Origin of the sequence: Pseudomonas sp. SMV7 (assembly GCF_052041995.1) — a bacterium.
Taxonomy (GTDB): Bacteria; Pseudomonadota; Gammaproteobacteria; order Pseudomonadales; family Pseudomonadaceae; genus Aquipseudomonas.
The window spans coordinates 118,134-139,290 of the sequence record NZ_JBKGGT010000002.1 but is presented as its reverse complement, the minus strand read 5'-3'; the positions used below and the strand labels follow the sequence as shown (position 1 = coordinate 139,290).

Annotated in this window: 18 protein-coding genes; 5 read left to right on the top strand and 13 right to left on the bottom strand. The window is 64.7% G+C overall.

What is annotated here, in order from left to right:
• Positions 1-10: 10 nt before the first annotated feature.
• Together ACLEJP_RS03605 and ACLEJP_RS03600 are read left to right on the top strand one after the other, a co-directional pair.
• The gene (locus ACLEJP_RS03605) at positions 11-1,306 is read left to right on the top strand and encodes an NAD(P)/FAD-dependent oxidoreductase (protein ID WP_440804558.1); all 1,296 of its coding nucleotides are present in this window, start codon (positions 11-13) and stop codon (positions 1,304-1,306) included.
• Between the two features lie 110 nt (positions 1,307-1,416).
• Positions 1,417-2,094 (top strand): DUF3313 domain-containing protein, encoded by a 678-nt coding sequence (locus tag ACLEJP_RS03600; protein WP_440804557.1) that lies wholly within the window; start codon positions 1,417-1,419, stop codon positions 2,092-2,094.
• Positions 2,095-2,260: 166 nt separating this feature from the next.
• Here the strand turns inward: ACLEJP_RS03600 and ACLEJP_RS03595 are convergent, their stop codons facing one another.
• A complete protein-coding gene (locus tag ACLEJP_RS03595; RefSeq protein ID WP_440804556.1) occupies positions 2,261-3,637 on the bottom strand; it encodes an L-serine ammonia-lyase in 1,377 nt (458 codons plus the stop codon).
• A 146-nt stretch (positions 3,638-3,783) separates the two neighbouring features.
• Here ACLEJP_RS03595 and ACLEJP_RS03590 point away from each other — a divergent pair, with 146 nt between their 5' ends.
• On the top strand, positions 3,784-4,734 hold the full coding sequence (locus ACLEJP_RS03590; RefSeq protein ID WP_440804555.1) for a LysR substrate-binding domain-containing protein: 951 nt from the start codon (positions 3,784-3,786) through the stop codon (positions 4,732-4,734).
• 27 nt (positions 4,735-4,761) lie between these two features.
• On the opposite strand, the gene ACLEJP_RS03585 is transcribed toward ACLEJP_RS03590, so the two are convergent.
• The 12 genes from ACLEJP_RS03585 to ACLEJP_RS03530 form a co-directional block, all read right to left on the bottom strand.
• A complete protein-coding gene (locus ACLEJP_RS03585) occupies positions 4,762-6,183 on the bottom strand; it encodes an undecaprenyl-phosphate glucose phosphotransferase (RefSeq protein WP_440804554.1) in 1,422 nt (473 codons plus the stop codon).
• A gap of 173 nt (positions 6,184-6,356) precedes the next feature.
• The gene (locus ACLEJP_RS03580) at positions 6,357-7,109 is read right to left on the bottom strand and encodes a WecB/TagA/CpsF family glycosyltransferase (protein WP_440804553.1); all 753 of its coding nucleotides are present in this window, start codon (positions 7,107-7,109) and stop codon (positions 6,357-6,359) included.
• Complete coding sequence (locus ACLEJP_RS03575; RefSeq protein ID WP_440804552.1) at positions 7,109-8,296, bottom strand: glycosyltransferase family 2 protein; 1,188 nt, start codon at positions 8,294-8,296, stop codon at positions 7,109-7,111. The genes ACLEJP_RS03580 and ACLEJP_RS03575 overlap by 1 nt, the downstream gene beginning before the upstream one ends.
• A complete protein-coding gene (locus ACLEJP_RS03570; RefSeq protein ID WP_440804551.1) occupies positions 8,293-9,495 on the bottom strand; it encodes a glycosyltransferase family 4 protein in 1,203 nt (400 codons plus the stop codon). Before ACLEJP_RS03570 ends, ACLEJP_RS03575 begins: the two co-directional genes overlap by 4 nt.
• 60 nt (positions 9,496-9,555) lie before the next feature.
• The gene (locus ACLEJP_RS03565; RefSeq protein ID WP_440804550.1) at positions 9,556-10,557 is read right to left on the bottom strand and encodes a VirK/YbjX family protein; all 1,002 of its coding nucleotides are present in this window, start codon (positions 10,555-10,557) and stop codon (positions 9,556-9,558) included.
• A 10-nt stretch (positions 10,558-10,567) separates the two neighbouring features.
• Positions 10,568-11,545, bottom strand: coding sequence for a glycosyltransferase (locus ACLEJP_RS03560; RefSeq protein WP_440804549.1), 978 nt, complete (start codon positions 11,543-11,545; stop codon positions 10,568-10,570).
• Between the two features lie 5 nt (positions 11,546-11,550).
• Complete coding sequence (locus tag ACLEJP_RS03555; protein WP_440804548.1) at positions 11,551-12,075, bottom strand: serine O-acetyltransferase; 525 nt, start codon at positions 12,073-12,075, stop codon at positions 11,551-11,553.
• Positions 12,076-12,083: 8 nt separating this feature from the next.
• On the bottom strand, positions 12,084-13,040 hold the full coding sequence (locus tag ACLEJP_RS03550) for a glycosyltransferase family 2 protein (RefSeq protein WP_440804547.1): 957 nt from the start codon (positions 13,038-13,040) through the stop codon (positions 12,084-12,086).
• The gene (locus tag ACLEJP_RS03545) at positions 13,033-13,650 is read right to left on the bottom strand and encodes an acyltransferase (protein WP_440804546.1); all 618 of its coding nucleotides are present in this window, start codon (positions 13,648-13,650) and stop codon (positions 13,033-13,035) included. The genes ACLEJP_RS03550 and ACLEJP_RS03545 overlap by 8 nt, the downstream gene beginning before the upstream one ends.
• Before the next feature lie 104 nt (positions 13,651-13,754).
• Positions 13,755-15,221 (bottom strand): FAD-dependent oxidoreductase, encoded by a 1,467-nt coding sequence (locus ACLEJP_RS03540; protein WP_440804545.1) that lies wholly within the window; start codon positions 15,219-15,221, stop codon positions 13,755-13,757.
• Complete coding sequence (locus ACLEJP_RS03535) at positions 15,218-15,412, bottom strand: hypothetical protein (RefSeq protein WP_440804544.1); 195 nt, start codon at positions 15,410-15,412, stop codon at positions 15,218-15,220. Before ACLEJP_RS03535 ends, ACLEJP_RS03540 begins: the two co-directional genes overlap by 4 nt.
• Positions 15,413-15,458: 46 nt before the next feature.
• Entirely contained in the window at positions 15,459-16,835 is a 1,377-nt protein-coding gene (locus ACLEJP_RS03530; RefSeq protein WP_440804543.1) for an oligosaccharide flippase family protein, read from the bottom strand.
• A 92-nt stretch (positions 16,836-16,927) separates the two neighbouring features.
• Between ACLEJP_RS03530 and ACLEJP_RS03525 the strand changes: the two genes are divergently transcribed.
• On the top strand, positions 16,928-18,454 hold the full coding sequence (locus ACLEJP_RS03525; RefSeq protein ID WP_440804542.1) for an O-antigen ligase family protein: 1,527 nt from the start codon (positions 16,928-16,930) through the stop codon (positions 18,452-18,454).
• A complete protein-coding gene (locus tag ACLEJP_RS03520) occupies positions 18,454-21,072 on the top strand; it encodes a cellulase family glycosylhydrolase (RefSeq protein WP_440804541.1) in 2,619 nt (872 codons plus the stop codon). The genes ACLEJP_RS03525 and ACLEJP_RS03520 overlap by 1 nt, the downstream gene beginning before the upstream one ends.
• Positions 21,073-21,157: the final 85 nt, after the last annotated feature.

The following is a 21,157-nucleotide window of genomic DNA, read 5'->3' as shown; positions in this document are numbered from 1 at the left end:
GAGAACCCCCATGTCCTTCACGACCCAACACGCCGCCTCGTACTACGCCGCCACGGCACGCGATGCGGCCCCCTACCCCAGCCTGGACGGCGAACTGACGGCCGACGTATGCGTGGTTGGTGGCGGGCTGACCGGCGTCAACACGGCGCTGGAACTGGCCGAGCGCGGCCTGTCGGTGGTCCTGCTGGAAGCCCGGCGCATCGGCTGGGGCGCCAGCGGGCGCAACGGCGGCCAGCTGATCCGAGGCATTGGCCATGACGTCAGCGGTTTTGCCCGGCATGTCGGCCAGGACGGTGTGCGTTATCTCAAGCAGGCCGGCATCGATTCGGTAGCGCTGGTGGCCAGCCGCATCGACCGGTACGGCATTGCCTGCGACTTGCGCTGGGGCTTTTGCGAACTGGCCAATACCGCCGCCCAGTTCGCCGCATTCGAGGATGAGCTGGACGACCTGGCCGCCCTTGGCTATCGCCCGGAAACCCGCCTGGTCGGCGCCGACCAGCTGCACGAGATCGTCGCCAGCGACCAGTACGCTGGCGGCCTGGTCGACATGGGCTCGGGCCACCTGCACCCGCTCGACCTGGTCCAAGGTGAAGCGCGTGCTGCCCACGGCCTGGGCGTGCGCATCTTCGAGCAGAGCCCGGTGCTGCGCATCGAGCATGGCCAGCCGGTGGTGCTACACACCGCGCATGGCAAGGTGCGCGCAGATAATCTGGTGCTCGGTTGCAACGCCCACCTCGATGAACTGGAGCCACGCCTGAGCGGCAAGGTGCTGCCGGCGGGCAGCTACGTGGTGGCCACCGAGCCATTGCCTGAAGCGCTGGCCAGCCAGCTGATCCCGCAGAACATGGCGCTGTGCGACCAGAAGGTCGGCCTGGACTATTACCGCCTCACGGCAGACCGCCGGCTGCTGTTCGGCGGCGCCTGTCATTACTCCGGCCGCGACCCCAAAGACATCGCTGGCTACATGCGGCCCAAGGTCCTCAAGGTATTCCCGCAACTGGCCGAGGTGCGGATTGATTACCAATGGGGCGGCATGATCGGCATCACCGCCAACCGCTTTCCCCAGGTCGGTCGGCTCAGCCAGCAGCGCAACGTGTATTACGCCCAGGGCTATTCCGGGCACGGGCTGAACGTCACGCACTGGACCGCCAGGCTGCTCGCCGAAAGCATTGCACTTGGCCACAGCCGTGGGCTGGACGTGTTCAGTGCGGTGCCGCACCTGACCTTCCCCGGCGGCAAGGCACTGCGCTCGCCGCTGCTGGCGCTGGGCATGTTGTGGTACCGCCTGCGTGAGGCACTGGGCTGAACAGCCGCGACAGATGGGCCATTTTCAGGTCGATTGAACTCTGCCACTGGCCATCTGTCGCGCACCTGCTAGCGTTGTTCTGGCCGACCCATCATGGATGCGTTTTCATCATGAAATCATTGCCCCGCATTACCCTGTTGTGCGCCGCATTGCTCGCCGTTGCTGCCTGTTCCAGCAACCGCGTGGCCCCCAAGGACTACTCCGGCTTCCTCAAGGACTACAGCCGGCTGGCAGAAGCCAAGAGCCCTTCGGGCGACCCGGTGATGCGCTGGATCGACCCCAAGGCCAACGTCAACCAGTACAGCCAGGTATTCATCGAGCCTAGCCAGTTCTACCCTCGGCCACAGCCGACGGAGGTCATCTCGGCGCAGACGCTGCAAGACATCACCCGCTACTTCAATGAGGCCCTGCGCCGTGAAATGGGCAGCGTCGTGCCCCTGGCCAAGGGCCCCGGGCCCGGGGTGCTCGTGGTGCGTCCTGCGATCACGGCGGTGTCCACCAGCAACGAAGGCCTCAAGCCTTACGAGGTCATTCCCATCGCGTTGATCTCGGCCGGCGTCAACACGGCCATGGGCGGGCGCGACCAGGAAGTGGATGTCGGTGTGGAGGCTGCGTTCCTGGATGGTGCCAGCCAGAAGGTGCTGGCCCAGGTAGTGCGCAAGGGCACAGGGCAGGAACTGGAGAACAAGACCACCAAGCTGACCCTGAATGACGTCAAGCCGGTGCTGGATGGCTGGGCCAAGGACATGCGCGCGAGCTTCCTCGAAGCGAAACAGAAAGCCCGCTGATAGCGCGGCTGAGCACAGAACTTGTGGGAGCGGCCTTGTGTCGCGAAAGGGCTGCGAAGCAGCCCCAGGATTTCAGCGACATGGATGAATCACAGGGGCCGCTTTGCGGCCCTTTCGCGACACAAGGCCGCTCCCACAAGCGGGCCACGTTGGCCGATCGGGTTACTTAACACTCGACAAACGCAACAGCCAAACCGCCGCGCGAGGTTTCCTTGTAGTTGGCATGCATGTCCGCCCCGGTATCACGCATGGTGCGGATCACCCGGTCCAGCGAGATGAAATGCTCGCCATCCCCGCGCAAGGCCATCTGCACGGCGTTGATCGCTTTCACCGCCGCGATCGCGTTGCGCTCGATGCAGGGCACCTGTACCAGGCCGCCGACCGGGTCGCAGGTCAGGCCGAGGTTATGCTCCAGGGCAATCTCGGCGGCGTTTTCCAGTTGCGGCGGGGTCGCGCCAAGCACCTGCGCCAGGCCGGCAGCGGCCATCGAACAGGCCGAGCCCACCTCGCCCTGGCAGCCGACTTCCGCCCCGGAGATCGACGCGTTCTTCTTGCACAGGATACCCACCGCCGCTGCGCCCAGCAGGAAGTCCACCACATCCGCATCGCAGGCGCCGGGGTTGAACTTCATGTAGTAGTGCAACACCGCAGGAATGATCCCGGCGGCGCCATTGGTGGGCGCGGTGACCATGCGCCCGCCGGCGGCGTTCTCTTCATTCACCGCCAGGGCGAACAGGTTGACCCACTCCATGGCACTGAGGGTGGAACCGATCACGTTGGGCTTGCCCAGCTCCTGCAGGCTGCGATGCAAGCGCGCGGCGCGCCGCTTGACGTGCAGGCCGCCGGGGAGGATGCCTTCGTTGCGCAGGCCGTTGTCGACGCATTCGCGCATGGCCGCCCAGATTCGCAGCAGGCCCTCGCGGACTTCGGCCTCCGGGCGCCAGGCACACTCGTTGGCCATCATCAATTGCGCCACGCTCAAGCCATGGGCCTTGCACAACGCCAGCAACTGCGCAGCGCTGTCGAATTCGTACGGTAGCTGCACCGCGTTCGCTTCGCCGCGCGGCGCATCGATCTCGGCCTGCTCGACGATGAAACCACCGCCTACCGAATAGTAGGTCTGGCGCAACAGGCTGGCCTGCCCGTCGAGGGCTTCCAGACGCATGGCGTTGGGGTGGTACGGCAGGTTCTCGTCGAGCAGCAGCAGATCGCGGCTGTAGTCGAACGCCAGTGGGTGGCTGCCATCGAGCAGCAGGCAATGCTCCTGCATGACCTGGCCAATGCGCGACTCGATGGTGGCCGGGTCGATACGGTCCGGCCACTGCCCCATCAGGCCGAGCAGGCAGGCGCGGTCGGTGGCGTGGCCAACGCCGGTGGCTGACAGCGAGCCATACAGCCGCACCTCGACACGGCTGACCCGGCCCAGCAGCCCTTGCTCACGCAGGGCCTGGGCAAAGGTCGCCGCTGCCCGCATCGGGCCGACGGTGTGGGAGCTGGACGGGCCGATGCCGATTTTGAAAAGGTCGAAAACACTGATAGCCATGCTAATGCCTGACCGTACAGCGGTGTGAACCCGCAGCACGGTTCTCTGAAAAAATTGAGCGGTATTGCGATTTTGCGCGATACTGCCGCGCTGGCTCACGGATGACCAACGAAACTTTCTAAGCAAGGCTTTAGCGGTACTAAACGATGCGTCGACAACTCAATGGCCAGATGTTCGTCTGGCTGCATGTGTTCGCCTGTGCAGCCCGGCACTTGTCCTTCACCCGCTGTGCCGAAGAACTGCATATCACCCCGGGTGCGGTCAGCCAGCAGATGCGCCAGCTGGAAGAACGCCTGGGCTACCGGTTGTTCCTGCGCCGGGCGCGCGGCGTGGAACTGAGCGCCGAGGGGCAGCGCCTGGCGCAGACGGTGGCCGAAGCCTACAGCAGCATCGAAGCTGAACTGCTGCGCCTGGACGCGGGTGAAATCCGTGGCACCTTGCGCCTGCGTTCGATCCCGTCGTTCCTGGCCAAATGGCTCACGCCGCGCCTGCCGCGCTTCCAGCAACGCTACCCGGACATCGAACTGCGGCTGGTGGCCGAAGACAGTGCCCAGGCATTGAACCCGGGTGATTTCGACCTGGCCATCGACCTGAACGACGGCAGCTACCCCGGCATGCTGTCGACCCCGCTGCTGGACGAGCAGATCTTCCCGGTGTGCTCGCCCGCCCTGCTGCGCGGGCGCCCGCCGCTGCACGGGCCGGCAGACCTGGCACACTACCCGCTGCTGCACGACATCACCGCCTGGCGTGGCAGTTCGGAATACGCTGAATGGGAGTTCTACCTGGAAAGCATCGGTGCCGCCGGTCTCGATGTACGGCGCGGGCATACCTTCAACCGCAACCACCTGACCATCGAGGCGGCGATCGCCGGCAGTGGCGTGGCCATCGCGCGGCGCACCCTGCTCAACGACGAACTGGAGCGCGGTGCGCTGATCGTGCCGTTCGGGGTGCCGATTGCCAACCACAAACGCTACGTGGTGCATTACCCGCCGGGCGGGTTGAACCAGCCGGGCGCACGGGCGGTGCATGACTGGCTGGTGGAAGAAGCACGGGTGTTCAGGGAGTTGCACCCGCTGGGCAAGGACCAACCCAGCTGAACACAGGCTTTGTGGGCAGGAACCGGCTCAATAGGCCTGCTTACCGGTAAACGCGTTCAACGTACGCACCAGGATCACGAAGTCCAGCCACAGCGACCAGTTGTTGATGTACTCGATGTCCGAGTCGACGCGCTGGATCATCTGCTCGATATCCTTGGTCTCGCCGCGGAACCCGCGCACCTGTGCCAGGCCGGTCATGCCAGGCTTGATATTGTGGCGGGCAAAGTAATCGACGATGTCCTGCGAATACAGCGTGTCATGCTGCAGGGCATGCGGTCGCGGCCCGACCAGCGACATTTCCCCGGTCAGCACATTGAACAGCTGCGGCAGCTCGTCCAGGCTGGTACGGCGGATGAACGCCCCGACCCGGGTCAGCCGCGGGTCATTCTTCTGCGCCTGCCTGATCACGCCCGCCTCCGGCTGGTGCACATGCATGCTCCTGAACTTCCAGATACGGAACGCTTCCCCGGTCCAGCCGGTGCGTTCCTGGCGGAAGAACACCGGGCCGCGGCTATCCAGCTTGATCGCCACTGCCACGGCCAGCAGCACCGGCGAGGCAAACAGCAGGATCAGCGCCGCCAATACCCTGTCCTCGAGGTTTTTCAGGAACAGGCTCATGCCCGTCAGCGGCGTCTCGGACAAGGTCAGCACTGGAATGCCGGCGATTTCCCGCACGCTGTGGTTGATCAGGCGCAAGGAGAAGATGTCAGGTACCCAGTTCACCGCAATGCATTTGTCGAGCAGCTTCAGGTACACCTCGTTGATGACCTCGGAACCGCCCAGCGGCGTGACCAGGTACACCGTGCGGATGGCGTGCCGGGCGACGATCTGGTCCAGCTCGGCAATGTGCCCGAGCACCGGCAGGCGTTGCTTGCCCTCGGCAGTTTCGCGCCTCGGCTCGTCGGGCGCGTCGATCAGCACGCAGCCCAGCACCCGCTCGCCGAACCAGGGGTTGTTACTGATTTTCTGATAAAGGAAATTGGCCAGGTCACCGGCGCCGATGATCAGCGCATTGTCCAGGCGCGCATGTGCGCTGAAGCGCTTCTGCAGTTCGCGCACGGCAAAATGCAGGAACAACTGGGCGATGTAGCCGATGATGAACAGTTGCACCACCAGCAGCCGCGAGTAGGTTTCGCTCTGCTTGGTCAGGAAGGCCATCACCACCAGGAAGCAGAAGGTTGCCGACCACGCCTTGAACAGCCGGAACGCCTTGATCGATAGGCCGACGTTGGTGCGGTAGATTGCATAGTGATCGTAGATCACCGCCAGTGCGCCGATCAGCAACAACAGCATGATCACGTAATCGGAAGTGATATAGCCGAACTGGTCGTAGATCAGGTACCAGGCGATACCGGTGACGGCTATTCCGTCGAGACCGGCCTGGATGGCGTTACTGACGCTGCTTCTTCGCTGAAGCAAGGAACGACTGCTTCTGGGTTCGAAAACCATCTCAGACCTCATCAATTCACGCGCAGCAAGTCCTTTTGGTCAAACCGCAAGCCTGGCAAACGGCCCATGCAAGGCCAGCGAAACAGCACCGTGCAGCCCGCCACCTTGCTCTCACTGTAGCAGCCAGCCGCCATCAACGTGCCACCCCCCAGCGACCAGGCAGGTCCGTCCGTCTACACGCTGCGTCCGGCACGCCCTGCACCGCGGCGGTACAGCCGGGCGCGCAGCAGAAACAAGGGGTTGCCCACCACATAGCGCATGAACAGGCGCTTCGGTTCGCGCGACAACCGGTACAACCACTCCCCGCCCACACGCCGCAGCCACAGCGGCGCCCGGCTGACCTTGCCGCCGAGAAAATCCAGGATCGCCCCACCACAGACGATCAGGCACGGTTCGCCAGAGGCCGCCAACTGCGCCGCTACCGCCTCCTGCCTGGGCATGCCCATGCCCAGCACGATCAGCTCGGGTTGCTGCTCCCTGGCCAGTTGCAGATAGGTTTCCAGGCTGGCAAAGCCATCATGGACCGATACCGGTACCACCCCGAACTGGCTGGCGCTGCGCTGCGCGGCCTGGTCCAGGTAGGGTTGCCGTGTGCCCCAGAACGCCACCCGTCGCCCGCGGTAGGCAGCCATCAGCCGGGGAATGAAGTCGGTACCATTCATGTTGAGCCCGGGCTCCAGGCCAAGCTGGCGATAGAGCATCGCCATGCCGGCGCCGTCACGCAGCAGCACGTCGGCCGCCGACAATGCCTGAGCGTACGCGCCGTCGCGCACCACCAGGTTCATCGCATGGGCGTTGACGAAACCGAGCACGGTCGGGGTCTGCACAGCGGCCAGCCGGTCGAGCAGGCGCTGCGCGGCAGCCTCGTCAGCCACGGCTTCGAGCTTGTCGATGATGCCGGCCCAGCGCTGCTGCCACTCAGCCATCAGTCTGCATCCCGCTTCGAGCGCACCCAGTCAACCTGGCGCTTGATCAGGAACCCCAGATACATGGGCACCTTCCTTGCCGCATAGAACGGCGCATACAGCAACACGGAAAACGGGATCAGCTCACGACAGAAGCGCGCCCAGGCCAGCATGACCGCAAGGCCCAGCGACAGCAGCGCACCCAGGGCGATCCACGCAGGTGCCGCGACGCCGAACAGCAGGTAGGCCAGCCAGGCCAACAGGTTGACCGCGAGCAGGGCCAGCACCAGCAATGCCAGGGGCGGCACCAGCAGGTCGAGGGTCATCGCCAGCAAGCTGCCGTTGCCTTGCCTGACGGCGGCCAGCGCACGCCTGGGGGCATCGGTCAGCATCAACCCCAGGTGGCCATGCTCCCAGCGGGTGCGCTGGCTGTTCAGGCCTTGCTGACTGGCCGGAAACTGGCTGGTGACCAAGGCCTCGGGGCAGAACACCGGGGGTTTGCCTTGCTGGCACAGGTCCAGGCCCAGCTTCACATCCTCCACCAGGTGCCCATTGGCCAGGTCGACCAGGGCCAGGTCACGCCAACCGAACGCCATGCCCGCGCCCATCAACTGGCAAGGCAGGCCCAGCCGCGCCCAACCGCGCGGGCGTACCAGGTTCTTGACCCGCCAGGCGAATTCGGCGATCTGTACTTTCGTCCCGGCGCCCGCCGGGGCGTGCGTCAGGTACAGGGCCTGCACCGGCCGGGCGGCTTCGTGGCAACGACGCGCCAGGCGCTCGATCGCGCCCTCGCCGACCCGGCAATCGGCATCGATCACGATCACCACCTCGGGCGGCTGGCGGGCCAGGTGGCGCACGCCAAAGTCCAAGGCATAGCCCTTGCCACGCAAACGCAGGTCGTGGCGTTCCACTACCTCCGCGCCGCCCTCGCGGGCCAGTGGCGCGGTGTCGTCGGTGCAGTTGTCCGCCACCACCAGCAACCGGTCGCCAGGCTGCAATTGCGGGGTGATGCTTGCCAGCGTGGCGCGGATGATCATTGCTTCGTCATGCGCTGGCACCAGCACGGCCACCTGCGGACGCCGGTTGCCGCCCAAGGGCTGCGCCTGCCTCGGCAGGCAGGCGAGCAGCACCTGCCCCAACAGCAGCAGTACCGGCAGCAGGACGATGAGCGCCAGGATGCCGAGTAACCAAGCCAATACACTGATCATGCGGATGCCTTGAAATAAGCGGCCAACCGGGCCGCCTCGGTGTCGACATCATGCCGTTGCAGCACACGCTGGCGGGCCGCCTCGCCCATACGCTGCAGTACCTCGACAGGTTGCGCCAGGCACTCGGCCATGGCCGTCACCAGCTCGTCAACGGCGCCGGCGGGAAACAACCAACCGTTCTCGCCCGGCTGCACCAGCTCGGGAATGCCCGCCACATAGGTCGTCAGCACGGGCCGGCGCAGGGCCATGGCCTCCATGATCACCACCGGCAGCCCCTCGGCGAAGCTGGGCAGCACCAGTGCGCGCGCGGCAAGGATCTCTTCGCGCACCTGGGCACTGCTGATCCAGCCGGTGATACGTACCTGGCGCTGCAAGCCATACCGGGCAATCAACGCCTCGACCTGCCCACGCATCTCGCCGTCGCCGGCCAGCACCAGCTCGAAACCGAGCGCTCGGGCGGCCAGTATCCGCGCGGCTTCGAGCAACAGCAGCTGGCCTTTCTGTTCGCACAAGCGGCCGACACACACCAGCCGCGGCGCCGCCGGCAGGCTGACCGGCGCCACCTCATGGAAACTGCGCTCGAGGCCGCAATGCACCACCTTCACCTTGGCCCAGTGGTCGTGTGCCACCCAGCGCAACACCTGGCTGCGCCCATACGAACTGACGGTCGCGACAAACGCGGCACGCCGCACCTTCTCGGCCATGTGCAGAAACTGCGGCTTGTCGAATTCCTCCGGCCCGTGCACGGTAAAGCTGTAGGCCGGCCCACCCAGCACGTGGGCCAGCATTACCACCTCGGTGGAGTTGGTGCCGAAATGGGCGTGCACGTGTTGTGCCTTGCCTGCCTGCAGCCATTGCAGCAGCTGGCAGGCTTCGGCCAGGTAGACCAGGTGGTAGGGCCAGGCGCGGTCGGCGCGCAGACCGAGGCGCAGGGCCAGCCACAGCGCGCGGAAAAACTGCCGCGGCTGCGCACAGAGTACTTGCCAGGTGGGTTTGAGCAGGCCGGCGATGCCGCTTCGCAGCACATAGCGGGTGTTGTCGCGTTCGTTTGCGTCTTCGCCGTCCTGCAGCTGCGCGTCCCAGCCACGCAGGGCAATACGCTGCACCGCGACCCCCTGGCGCTCCAGCGCGAGGATTTCGCGGCGGATGAAACTGTGGCTGACCTTCGGGTACTGGTTGACGAAATAGGCAATGCGCATAGGAATCCAGATCAAGACCCGCATGATGAACCCTTGGACCTCCCACAGTAACGCCAGCGCTTACTTCAAGCTGTCGATTACCGGTGGCCGGCGTCCCGCCGATGCCCCTGCGTCAGGCGCATCCCCCTGCTTCTCTTGTAGTCCAAGGTTGTGACCGCTGCCTGCCAAAGCGGCCTGCAAACGTGCGAAAACATCGTCGAGCAACGCCTGACGGCGGCGGTACATCGCCCGTTTCTTGCTTGGAATGTCCTGTTCCGCGCGCTGCGCCGGGGCCAGGGGCAGCTCAAGGAAATCAGCACGTTCGCAGCTTATGCCGCCATGCTCTTGCCAAATCGCATCATAATTGGCAGCCAGTTCCTCGCCCTTGTCGTTGCCGAAATACGCGTGTCGGTGGTGGCGACAGGCATCCTTGACGGCATACAGGTGCTGCACCCCCAGCAGTCTGGCCAGGCACTTCAGCGCTTCGAGCAGCAGGCTACGCGGGCGCAGGCCCTCGAAGTCCTTGGTCAGGTCGCGGTAGATGGCCAGCGAGGTCTCGCTGTCGACCCCCTTGTGAATGCCTTGCACGGCACCGATGAACAGGCACAATTCGCCCTGGCTGCGGCACAGGGTAAATGCCAGGGAGGCCACGCGCAGGTCATTCTGGAACAGGTTCAGCACCAGCTCGCCTTCACGCTTGAACCAGATCGGCCGATCGAGCACCAGGCGGCAACCTGGCGAATGGCGGGTCAGCTCGCACAATACCCGGCTGTCTGCGCGGTCCAGCAGCAACAGCGGCGGAAATTGCCCGGCCACCACTTCGAAATGCGATGCCACCACCTCCAGGCGCTGCGGCGCTTCCCAGCTTTTGCTGATATAGGGCCACTGCACGACGCCGAGGCAATCCACGCCCAGCCGGCGCCAGCGCCCCTCGCCCAGTGCCAGGGTCATGCGTTGCACGAAGGCATTCAGCTCGGGCCAATGCCGGGCAACCTGGCGCATCAGCCGGTATTTGTTGTTCAGCGCCCGCAACGAGTAGCCCGGTTGCAGGGTGAACACGCTTTTGATGATCGTGCCGAGCATCCGTGGTCCCTCACTTGTATTCGATCAAGGCCGGCTTGCCGGCCACGAAGTGCCGGTGCAGGAACCGCAACTGCCCAAGCATTTCCGGGAACTTGCCCAATACCAGGAACACTGCCCGTAGCCAGTTTTCACGTGCCGATCGGTCTCCGCCACGCGCCAGGCGCCAGGCCTGCAACGGGTAGACCAGCACCAACGCCAGGCCCCAGCCGCCGAACGCCAGGCAGGCCAGCAGGGTCGCCAGCGGTATGCCCAGGCCCCAGACCCAGGCCCGGCGCGACTCGCGCAGCCAGTGCCGCTCCGGCGCCTGGCCATGCAGGTAGGCGCCTTCTGCATAAGCATGGCCGGCGCGCAGGCTGCGTCGCCACCATTGGCTGAAACGGGTCATGGCGGCGTCGTGCAGGGTCATCTCGACATCCAGCCGCCAGACCTTCCATCCCTTGGCCCGCAGGCGTACGCACAGCTCGGGCTCTTCGCCGGCGATCAGCCCGCTGCGGAAACCGCCGACAGCGGCGAAGGCGTCTGCCCGCATCAGCGCGTCGCCACCGCACGCCTTGGCCTCGCCGATCGGGGTATCCCATTCCAGGTCGCATAGCAGGTTGTACACCGAGCGTTGCGGAAAACGCTCGCGGCGCCGGCCACACACCACCGCCACGTCAGGCTGGCGGTCGAGAAACGCCTGTGCCGTCGCCAGCCAGCCAGCGTCGACCTCGCAATCGCCGTCGACGAACTGCACCAGGCGCATCGACGGCAGCAGCCGTTGCAAAGCGGCAAAGCCTTCATTGCGCGCGCGGGCAGCAGTGAACGGCTGGCCCATGTCCAGCGCCAGTACCTCCACCCCGAGGCTACGGGCCAGGTGCGGTGAACCGTCGGAGGAACCCGAGTCGACGTACAGCACCTGGTCCGCGCCATGCGCCAGCGAGCGCAGGCAACGCTCGAGGCGCTGGCCTTCGTTGCGGCCTATCACCACCACGCCAAGCCCGCTCGCCATGGGCTTCACCCGGCCGGCGCCGTGGTGGCCGCGTGCCTGGCCTTGATGGTGGCCGGTACCCCCACCGCCAGCGAATCGTCCGGCACATCCACCAGCACCACGGCGTTGGCACCGATCACCACGTTGTTGCCAATGCGAATGCTGCCCAGCACCTTGGCCCCGGTACCGATATCGACATTGTTGCCGAACACCGGTGCAATCGGCTCGTCGACGTTCTTCAGGCCCACCACCACGCCGTTGCGGATACGACAATCATCGCCAAACCGGGCATAGCCGCTGATCACGATGCCGCCGAAATGATCGATGACGAAGTTGCGGCCAATCACCACTTCGCACGGCAACTCCACACCAGTGGTGATCTGCACGCATTTGAACAACACCTTGTACAGCAGGGAACACAGCTTGCGCAGCAGTGCCGGGCGCACGCCATAGCGCCAGCGGCCGAAGCGGTACACCAGCAATACCCAGAAGCCCTGGGCGCCCCAGTCGCCACCATGGGCGCGCAAGTCGGCACGGATATTTTCGAACATGGCTCCACCTACCTGGTCGGTTGGCTGGCATACCGGGTCTTGAACAGCAGGGACCAGGTCGCCCGACAGTGACGCCAGCAGGCACGTATCGCGCCCCAACCGCGTCGTTTCAACAGCGCCTTGAGTGCCAGCAGCAGGTCGCCCAAGGTCACCAGCAACATGTGCAGGGCAAGCCCTGCCCGCCCGTGATGCTTGCGGAAGTAAAGCAGTTCGCTTTCGATCTGGTAGGCCGAAATCTGCCGGCTGGCCGCCTCCAGTTCGGCTACCGAGCGGGAGCTCTCGCCGCCGATGTGCACCACCGTGGTGTGCGGGTAGAACACCACTTTCCAGCCCGCCGCCTTGACCCGCTTGCAGTGGTCGACTTCTTCGTAATAAAGAAAGTAGCGCGGGTCGAACAGGCCAACCTGGTCGAGCACTTCACGGCGTACCAGGTAGAAGCAGCCAGGCAGCCAGTCGCATTCGCGCACCGACGCGTGGTCCCAGTCCATCTCGTCTACCATCTTCAGGCCTGGAAAGAAACGCCCTAGCCCGGTACGCCCGACGAATACATTGAACGGTGTCGGAAAGTAGCGGCAACTGGGCTGCAGGTCGCCATCGCGGCCCTCCAGGCGCACGCCCAGCACGCCGCACTCGGGGTGCGCTTCCATGTAATCGAGGGTCTTCTGCAGGGAATCGGCAGCCACGAAGGCGTCGGTGTTCAGCAGCAAGGCGTACTTGCCCTTCAGGTGCGCCAGCAGCTGGTTGTTGGCCCGGCCGAAGCCGACGTTATGCGTGTTGCTCAGCAGCAGCGCTTGCGGGCACACCTGGGCCATGCGCTGCACCGAGTCATCCACCGAGGCGTTGTCCACCACCAGGTAGTTGGCCAGGCGTTCACCATCAGCCCGGCGCAGCGCATCGAACATCGGCTGCAGCAGCCCGGCCGTGTTGAAGTTGACCACCATGACATCGACCGGTTTGCTAGCCATTGCCGCCCTCCCCGAAGAAGTACTGGCGCCTTTGCGCCATCAGCAGCGGTTCCAGTTCGGGGTCATAGGCACCGTTGCGCTGCTTGACCAGGCCGATCCACGGGTAGGCTTCGCAACGCGCCTCGACCCGCTTGATCAACTCTTCGGTGGTGCAGATGAACTCTGCCGGGTTGCCGCCGAACACCGTGCCTGGCGGCACGTCCTTGGTCACCACCGCGCCTGCGGCGACGATCGACTCGGGCCCGATGGTCACGCGCGGCATGATGATCGCGCCGTGGCCGATGAAGCAGTTGTCCTTGATGTCGATGAAACCGACCGAATCCAGGCGCTTGCCGAAGCGGTGCTCGATCAGCAATACCACCCCGTCATGGCCGATCAGCGTGCAGTCGGCCAGGCCCACGCTGTTGCCAATGCGCACCAGCGAAGGGTCGAGGAACTTGCTCCCCGGGTTGGCATGGAAGTGCCTGCCCACCGAATGAAAGTTGCCCCAACGGGTAAGGTACGCGCCCCACTCGAGCGGCGTGGGCCGGCAGAACCTGCGGTAGAACGAGGCGCCTCGCCCGGTTGCATGAACATAATGCGCCACTGCCTTGCGTATCCATCCGTTCATCCTGCCAGCCTCGCAATCAAGCCATCTGGACTGTTCCTGAGGCGCATCCGGTCTGGTTGTCATGGGTGCTGACCGCAGCGCACTCTACCCGTTTCCCACCTGTATCACCCCACTGCTTGCCTGGCGCCGCTCATCCTGGCATCGAGGTGGTCGGCCAGGCGAAGGGCAAACTGCAGCAGCGGCAAGGTCGGATTGGAAGCACCGCCTGTGGCAAAGATGCTGCTGCCGGCGATGTAGAGGTTTGCAACACCGAACACCTTGCAGTTGCTGTCGACGACACCGGCTTGCGCGGAGGATGCCATGCGCGTGGTGCCCATGTGGTGGGCATGCGGCGACATCTTCAGCGGTATCGAGGTGTCATAGACAAAGTCGTTGAGCCTTATGAAGCCCAGGTTCATGTCGGCCCAGCGCTTGGCCAGCTCGCTGCCGATGCACTTGATGGTGTGCCGGTCATCGGCGCTCAGGGCCCAATTGACGTTGACCTTGCCCACGCCCAGCGCGTCCCTCTCGTCCAGCAGCGAAATGCGGCTGTGCAGATTGGGGAACTGCTCTATCAGCGTGCTGATGAGACCGTCGCCGGGGCAACTGAACTGGGCCACGAAGGCAATCTTGCTGGCGACCCCCATGTCACAGGCCAGGTTTTCCAGAAAATGCTTGACCTCGGCAGTGCGGCCGTAGGTCTGCACCTCGTCCAGCAAGGCGGCCCTGACATTGCCCTTGCCGGCCTTGTACTCGTCAGTGAAGGCATCGGTAGTGAAGTATTCGCGCGGCTCAGGGGCCAGCCCCGAGCGGAGGATGAAGGTGCCAAGGTCGATGTTCAGGTGTTCCATGAAACAGCCGCCGACCAATCCGTCCTGGCTGACGATGCCCGCGCGCAGCAACGATTCGCTGTTGAGCAATTGCCTGGCATTCTCGATGCCACCGGTGGCCAGCACGAAGTTTCTCGCCACCAGGCGCTGGCGATTGCGCTGGTAATCGGACAGTACCACTGCGGCCAGGGTGCCGCTGGCCTCGTCGAACTCCAGGTCCACGCAATTGCAGTTGATGAATACATCCAGGCCTTCGGTCTGCTCGAGAGCCGCAGCGTACTTCTGCGCAAACCGGGTTGGCGGGCTGAGCAGAAAGCGGTCTGGTTCGAATTCGTCACCGACCAGCCCGCTGTTGATTGCCTCGAAATCCGAGCCAGGCGGCAAGTCGACGATCTCCATGGCGGCTGGCAGGTAGGCGGCAATTTCCGCATAAGGGATGGGCCAGCCCGGCAGGCCGCCGATGGGTGGCGTGGCGAAATCCGAGGCCGTGAACGGCCGGCAACGGCCGGCCCAATGGTTGGATGTGCCGCCCAGGTAACGCAGGCGGGATACCTGGGCATACAGCTCCAGGCCGGTGGATTTGCAGGCATACAGGTTTTGCGACAGCGACGAGTATTCACGCCCGCCACCTTCGGCAAGCAGCACCCGCCAGCCGGCGGCCGCCAGGCGCAGGCCCAGGGTGATGCCCGCCGGGCCGGCGCCGATGATGCAAACGTCATAGGCGTCGCGTAGCGTCTTCTGCGACTGGAAATCGTTGATCATGCTTGCTCGTTCCGGAAGTAACGGGACGGCAGCACCCAGCCATTGATCAGTACGTACCCGTGGCTGTCGACACGCTCACCGCCACTGGCCGCTGTAGCACCGAACAGCGCGCCCCCGACACCCAGCAAGACACAACTCTGGATAAAGCGCCTGCGCCCCGGCTGCGCAGCACAATAAGTCAACTTCCCCATGGTCCAGTAGCCTGTGCCCGTTCAAGTCTCACCCCGGCAAGCCGCCTCACAGCCAGTTGCAAAAGGCTGTCAGCAGCGCCCCGCAAAGCGCCCCGACCAGCAGCATCGGCAGCACCATCAGTTCACGTTTTAAGCTGAAGATATCCAGCTTGCAATTCACATACACGATCAGCACCAGCGTCGGCAGGGTGTGCAGCGCCACGCCCCAGATCGCCCAGTCCACACCGCCAAGCGCCAGCAACAACGGCAACAACCCCCACAGCGAGACCAGGCGGATGATGTTGTCGATGGCCTGGTACTTGGTCAGGCCCAGGGCAATCCACACCTGGTGTGCCAAGGTATAGCGCAAGGTGAGGAACGACAGCGAAAGAATCGCCAGCATCGGCCCGGCTTCACGGTAGCGGTCGTCGTACAGCCAGCCGATCAGCAGCGGGCTGGCGGTGAGGAAGCCACCACAGACGAACAGCACCAGCAGGTCGACCAGCAGGCGGAAGCGGTGGTACAGCGCCTTCAGGCGCTCCTTGTCATTGGCCCTGGCCGCTTCGCTGAAGGCCGGCAGCGCCACCGCCCCGAAAACCTTCATCAGCGCGGTCTGCACCGCCCCCAGGATCAGCACGGCAATCGAATAGACGCCCAGTTGCGCTGTCGTCATGCTGGCACCGAACCAGATGCGGTCACCGTACATGGCCAGCACGCCGACCATCGACGACAACAGGATCCAGCGGCCAAACACGATCAGTTCGTTCAGCGCACTGCGCTCCCAGTGCAGGCGGTTGTGCGGCCCCTCGAGGACGGTGTGGCCAAGCAGGGTCCAGGCCAGGGCCGACACCAGGCCGGCGATGACCAGCGCCCAGACCGAGCGGGTCAGGTAGCCCAGCACCAGCATCACCACCAGGCCCACCACCTGCGAGGCGAGGTCGACCAGCACCACGCGCTTCTGTTGGAAAGTTCGTACCGCCACATCTATCTTGGTGGACTGGAACCCCCAGATCACCGCCGACAGCCCGGTGGCCGCCAGGACCCAGGGCAACACCGGTTCGGCATAGGTTGCGTCAGCCGGCCACAAGTCAGTCAGCTGGGCAAACCAGGCGGCCACGGCCAGCAGCAAGGTCAGGACAAACAGCACGAAGCCACGAATGATCTGCACCGTCCATGCGGTATCGAGAAAATCCGGGTCGTCGCCACGCGGGCTCTGGACGATGTTCTGCCGCAGGCCGACGTCGGACAGCAGATGCAGCAGTACCGAAACGGTGTTGGCAATCACCATCACCCCGAACATTTCCGGCACCAGCAAGCGGGCCATGAGCAGATTGCCGCCGAGGCGCATCAGCTGTGACGCCACCTGCGAGACCAGGTTCCACGACCCGGCCCTGAGGGCCCGCTGGCGCAGGCTCGCGGTGGCTGACACATCAATCGACGGCATGACTGCGATCTCTGACTGACTAAAAAGTCACTATAGTTTCAATTAGCCACGATGCTAGCCGTTGCCCACCGAGGGAAAGGTGCACATAGCCGATGCCTGAACATTTTCGCGCTTTGATCGTCATCCTGTTCCTGGCCAGCGTGGTCTTCCTGCTGGCCCGGCGGCCTGCTACCGACCTGATCCCGCCGGGCGACTTCAAGCGCAGGCGCAACCTGTGGTTCCTGCTGACCGTGCTGGCCTTCGTCTCGCACAGTTTCTGGCTGTACCTGGGCGCGGGCGCGGTGATCCTGTACCTCGCCGGGCGCCGCGAGCACAACCCCATGGCGCTGTTCTACATGCTGCTGTTCCTGATCCCGCCGGCTTCGCTGCAGGTGCCGGGGTTTGGCCTGGTCAACTACCTGGTCGACCTCAACCACATCCGCTTGCTGACCGTGTGCGTGCTGTTGCCGGCTGCCCTGGCCCTGCGCTGGCAAGGTGACACCCTGCGCTTCGGCCGCACCTGGCCCGACCGGCTGCTGGCGGCCGGGCTGCTGCTGATGAGCGCGCTGTACCTGCGTGAAACCACCCTGACCGACACCCTGCGCCAGACGCTGTACCTGTTCATCGACGTGCTCCTGCCGTATTACGTGGCCAGCCGTGGCCTGCGTCAGATCAGCGAGTTCAAGGACACCCTGCTGGCGTTCGTGCTCGCGTCGTTCCTGCTGGCCCTGATCGGCGTGGCCGAATACGTACGCCACTGGCTGCTGTACAGCGCCCTGATCGATGCCATGGGCGTGCCGTGGAGCATGTCCGGCTACCTGAGCAGGGGCGGTTCGTTGCGCGCCAGCGTCACCACCGGGCAGGCCATCGTCCTGGGTTACGTGATGAGCGTGGCCATCGGCCTGTTCCTGTTCCTTCAGGGTTACCTGCGCCGCCCCTGGCAGCGGCTGATGGGCGCCCTGCTGCTGGCCGCCGGGCTGTTCGCGCCGCTGTCGCGCGGCCCGTGGATCGGCGCCATGGTGATCGTGGTGGTGTTCATCGCCCTGGGCAGAGGTGCGCTCAGGCGCCTGGTGCTGCTGGCTGCGGCCGGCATGCTGGCGCTGCCCCTGCTGACTGCCGTGCCGGGTGGCGACAAGGTACTGGACCTGTTGCCGTTCATCGGCACTGTGGACAAGGAGAACATCACCTACCGCGAGCGGTTGATGGACAACGCCTGGATCGTCATCCAGCGCAACCCGCTGTTCGGCTCGTTCGATTTCCGCAACACCCCGGAAATGCAGTCGATGATCCAGGGCGAAGGCATCATCGACATCGTCAACACCTACATCAACCTGGCGTTGCGCGTCGGGCTGGTCGGGCTCGGCCTGTTCGTGGCGTTCTTCGCTACCGTGCTGCACGGTATCCGCAAGGCCATGCGCAGCTTCCCCGACAAGGACGACGAGCGCCGCCAGCTTGGCCGGGCATTGCTGGCGACGCTGGTCGGCATCCTGGTGATCATTTTCACCGTCAGCAGCATCACCTTCATCCCGGTGGTGTACTGGACCATCGCCGGGCTGGGCGTGGCCTATGTCCAGATGGTGCGCCGGCTTGACCACAGCCAGGTCACCGCGCTGGCCGACGCGGATCTTCAAACCGGGTAATGCCTATGAACCTGCCCCACCTGCGCCGTACAGTCGTGCTAACCCTGCGGGCCTCGGCCATGGCTGGCCTGGCCTTGCTGCCAGGGGCGGGCTGGGCATCGGAATGGCAAGCCAGTGTCGATGAACAGAATGGCCTGCCCACGGTCACCCAAGGCGGTGGGCCGGTGATGAAAGCCAGGTTCGACTTCTGGGCGGCCAACTGGAGCTGGACCGGCTTCGATACCACGGTCAAGGTCAACGGCCCCTACCACTACACGCTACAGGGTAAGAACAAGGCACTGGACTTCGACCTGACAGCGGATATCCGCAAGCAGCAGGCGCAGACCCTGAGCTGGGTCTTCGACCTTGACGCCCACAGCCGCCAGGCCGGGGTGATGGGCGGTGGCCTGGTGTTCCAGTTCGACCCGGCGCACATTGCCGGGGACATGGGCGCCCCGCAGCTGCTGCCCGGCAACCGTGGCTGGTCATGGGGCAAGCCAGACCAGGGCCGACGCATCGAGATGCGCTTCGATCCGCCGCTGGCCCAGTTGTATTTCGAACGCGGCAACCCGTCCGAGGTGCGTGCGTTCCTCTACAGCGACCCGATCAACGCCGGCCGGCAGCAGATCAAGGCGGTGCTGAACGTTACCGGCGACATCGACCTGGGGCCAACCCCCAGCGAGCGCTTTGGCCTGGCCGACCCGGCCAGCTGGCCCGATGACCAACTGGACTGGCGCACCTCGCCTGTAGACCTGTCCTTTCTCAATGCAGCGGAAAAGCCCGCAGGCAAGCGCGGCTTCGTCAAGGCTGTCGGCGAGCAACTGATGTTCGCCGACAACACCCCGGCGCGCTTCTGGGGCACCAACCTGTCCGCCTATGCATTGTTCAAGAGCCCGGACGAAGAAATCCGCGTACAGGCCAGGCGCCTGTCGGCCCTGGGCTTCAACCTGGTGCGCCTGCACCACCATGACTCGCCGTGGGTCAGCCCGAACGTGTTCGGCGATGGCACCCTGGTGCGCGATACCCGCCAGCTCGATGCCGAGTCGCTGCGCAAGCTCGATGTGTGGATCAAGGCGCTCAAGGACGAAGGCATCTATGTCTGGCTGGACATGCATGTACAGCGGGCGCTTACCGCCAATGACAAGATTGACGACTTCGAGGAGATCGCCAAGGGCCAGGAGCATGTCGACCTGAAGGGTTACGCCTATGTCAACCGCAGCATCCAGCAGGCCATGCAGCGCTTTGCCGAGCAGTACCTGAGCCACGTCAACCCGTACACCGGGCTGGCCTACAAGGACGACCCGGCCATTGCCGCAGTGCTGCTCACCAACGAGAACGACCTCACCCAGCATTACGGCAACGCCTTGCTGCCGGACAAGGACGTACCCCGCCACAGCGCACGCTACATGGATGCCGCCAAGGCGTTCGCCCGCCAGCATGACCTGCCGGGCGACCGGGTCTGGCGTGCCTGGGAGCACGGCCCGTCGAAGCTGTTTCTCAATGACCTGGAGCAGCGTTTCGATGCCGGGATGATTGCACACCTGCGCAAGCTCGGCGTGAAGGTGCCGATCGCCACCACCAGCACCTGGGGCGGCAACGGCCTCAGTGCACTGCCGGCGCTGAGCGCAGGCGATGTGATCGATGCCCACAGCTACGGCGCCAATGGCCAGCTGGAAAAGAACCCGTTGAGCAGCGACGGCATGATCGACTGGCTGGCCGCCGCCCAGGTGGTCGGCAAACCGATGACCGTCAGCGAGTGGAACGCCGAACCCTTCCCGCTGCCCGACCGCCATTCACTGCCGCTGTACGTGGCCGCTACTGGCAGCCACCAGGGCTGGGTCGCCATGCTGCAGTATGCCTACAGCCAGCAGGCCTTCAATCCCGGCTGGCGCACGGCGGATAACTGGCATGCCTACAACGACCCGGCCATGCTCGCCACCCTGCCTGCCGCCGCCCTGCTCTACCGCCGCGCAGACGTGCGCCAGGCCACTACCCGCTACGTATTCGCGCCGACGCCCGCCATGCTGTACAACCAGGAGATCACCCCGCGCAACTCGCCACTGCTGCGCACGGCCATGGAAAAGGGCCGACTGCAGATCGCCCTGCCGCAGACGCCGGAACTGCCCTGGCTGCAACCTGCGGCCATCCCGGCCGATGCACAAGTGCTGCAGGACCCGGGGCAAACCTTGCTGGCGGCCGACGCCAGCGAAGCGGTCAGCGACACCGGTGAGCTCAAACGCAACTGGCAACAAGGCATCTACACCATCGACAGCGCGCTGACGCAAGCCGCCACCGGCTGGCTGGGTGGCCGCTCGATCAGCCTCGGCGCTATCCAGGTGCAGGCACAGACAGCCTATGCCAGCGTCGTGGTGCAAAGCCTGGATGGCCAGCCCCTGGGCCAGTCGCGCGAATTGCTGGTGTCGCTGGGCACCCGTGCCGTGCCCAAGGCCGATGCCAATACACCGTTCAACGTCGAGCCGCTTGCCGGCAGCCTGACCATCAAGGCGCCTGCTGGCCTGAAGCTGTTCGCCCGCGAGGCACCGGCCCAGCTGAAAGCTTTGCCGGTGGCCTACCAGGATGGGCATTACCGCATCACGTTCGACGGCCAGTACATGTCCAACTGGCTGTTCTTGAAATAGGGCATATGGCCATCTACCCTCAAGCAGACCTGTAGCTGAAGCGCCCGCCCGGTCTCGACCAGGGATGATTCACTGCGGCTGTACA